This window comes from Pseudoalteromonas sp. SIMBA_162, from assembly GCF_046535955.1.
Taxonomy (GTDB): domain Bacteria; phylum Pseudomonadota; class Gammaproteobacteria; order Enterobacterales; family Alteromonadaceae; genus Pseudoalteromonas; species Pseudoalteromonas marina.
This window is the reverse complement of the sequence record NZ_JAWJBQ010001147.1, coordinates 1-238: the sequence shown is the minus strand read 5'-3', so window position 1 is coordinate 238 and position 238 is coordinate 1. Positions and strand designations below refer to the sequence as shown.

Below are 238 nucleotides of genomic sequence, written 5' to 3'. Positions count from 1 at the left end.
ATGGTGCCGGTGGGCGCGTACGAGGCGGTCATGCCGCTGGACATTCTGCCGACGCAGCTGCTGCGTTCGCTGATCGTGGGTGATATCGAGACCGGCATGCAGCTTGGCTGCCTGGAGCTTGATGAAGAGGACCTCGCGCTGTGCACCTACGTGTGCCCGGGCAAGTACGAGTACGGTCCCATCCTGCGTGACAACCTCACCACGATCGAGAAAGAGGTCTGATGATGGGCATTCGACA

General features: G+C 60.9%; 1 pseudogene. It reads left to right on the top strand.

The features are described from left to right. Positions 1 to 222 (top strand): annotated as a pseudogene (locus R0J88_RS23270) (NADH:ubiquinone reductase (Na(+)-transporting) subunit A); the annotation flags it as partial. Between the last annotated feature and the right edge of the window lie 16 nt (positions 223 to 238).